Annotated in this window: 1 protein-coding gene; it reads right to left on the bottom strand. The window is 63.3% G+C overall.

From position 1 onward, the window contains the following. Nucleotides 1-359 precede the first annotated feature (359 nt). Nucleotides 360-1,054 (bottom strand): substrate binding domain-containing protein (locus D6877_RS05005; RefSeq protein ID WP_130910053.1); only part of this gene is annotated, 695 nt, incomplete at its 5' end.

Here is a 1,054-nt window from a genome sequence, read left to right as displayed (position 1 = left end):
CCGAAGCCCGGCAGCAATGCCGGGCTTTTTTGTGCGCTCAAACTTGCCCTCGCTCTCACATTGGATATTTGGGCGTTCGGGAGTTTCTGAGCAAGCCGCGAAACCTGTGGGAGCGAGCCTGCTCGCGAAGGCGGCAGGTCAGCCAGACCCTCTATGATTGACACTGCGCTTTCGCGAGCAGGCTCGCTCCCACATTGGATATTTGGGCGTTCGGGAGTTTCTGAGCAAGCCACGAAACCTGTGGGAGCGAGCCTGCTCGCGAAGGCGTCAGGTCAGCCAGACCCTCTATGACTGACACTCCACTTTCGCGAGCAGGCTCGCTCCCACAGGGCCAGTGTCGGATTTGATGCAGGTTGTGATCAAACCGCCCAAGGTGGCCCGGTCTCGAATCTCGCTTCAATCCATTCCTTGAACGCCACCACTGCCGCCGCGGGAAATCGCGATGACGGCCTGATCAGATAGACGCCGCCCGCCGAATCCAGCTGCCAGTCGGGCAGCACGTGAATCAATCTCCCCGCCGCCAGGTCGCGGCTCATCAGCCAGTCGCCAGCACCGAGTATGCCGGCGTCGGCGCGGGCGGCGGCGAGCAGGGATTCGCTGTCGCTGGCGGTCAGGTTGCCGTGTGGCGTAATGGTCTGCACTTCGTTGCCGCGATGCAGGCGCCACAGCGGGAACGACGCCAGCCCGCTGAAGCGCAGGCAATTGTGTTGCAGCAGGTCCTGCGGGGTTTGCGGCATGCCGTGGGCCTCGATGTAGGCCGGCGACGCGCAGAGAATCCGTCGATGGTCACTGAGCTTTTTTGCAATCAGCCGATTGTCCTCAAGCTCGCCGATGCGAATGGCCGCGTCGAAGCCCTGCTCGATGATGTCGACCAGGCCTTCGCTGTAATCGGCCACCAGCGAGACGTGCGGATGGGCCTTGAGAAATTCCGGCAACAGCGGCCCCAGCCACAAACGCCCCATCGCCGCCGGCAACGCCAGGCGCAAGGTGCCGCGCACTTCGCTGGCGCCCTGCACCGCTTGCTGCTGCGCTTCGTTCATCAACTCGACGGCCG

Origin of the sequence: Pseudomonas sp. Sample_9 (assembly GCF_004307535.1) — a bacterium.
Classification (GTDB): domain Bacteria; phylum Pseudomonadota; class Gammaproteobacteria; order Pseudomonadales; family Pseudomonadaceae; genus Aquipseudomonas; species Aquipseudomonas mercuritolerans.
Note: the sequence above shows the minus strand (reverse complement) of the source record. Positions and strands in the feature narration are given on the sequence as shown.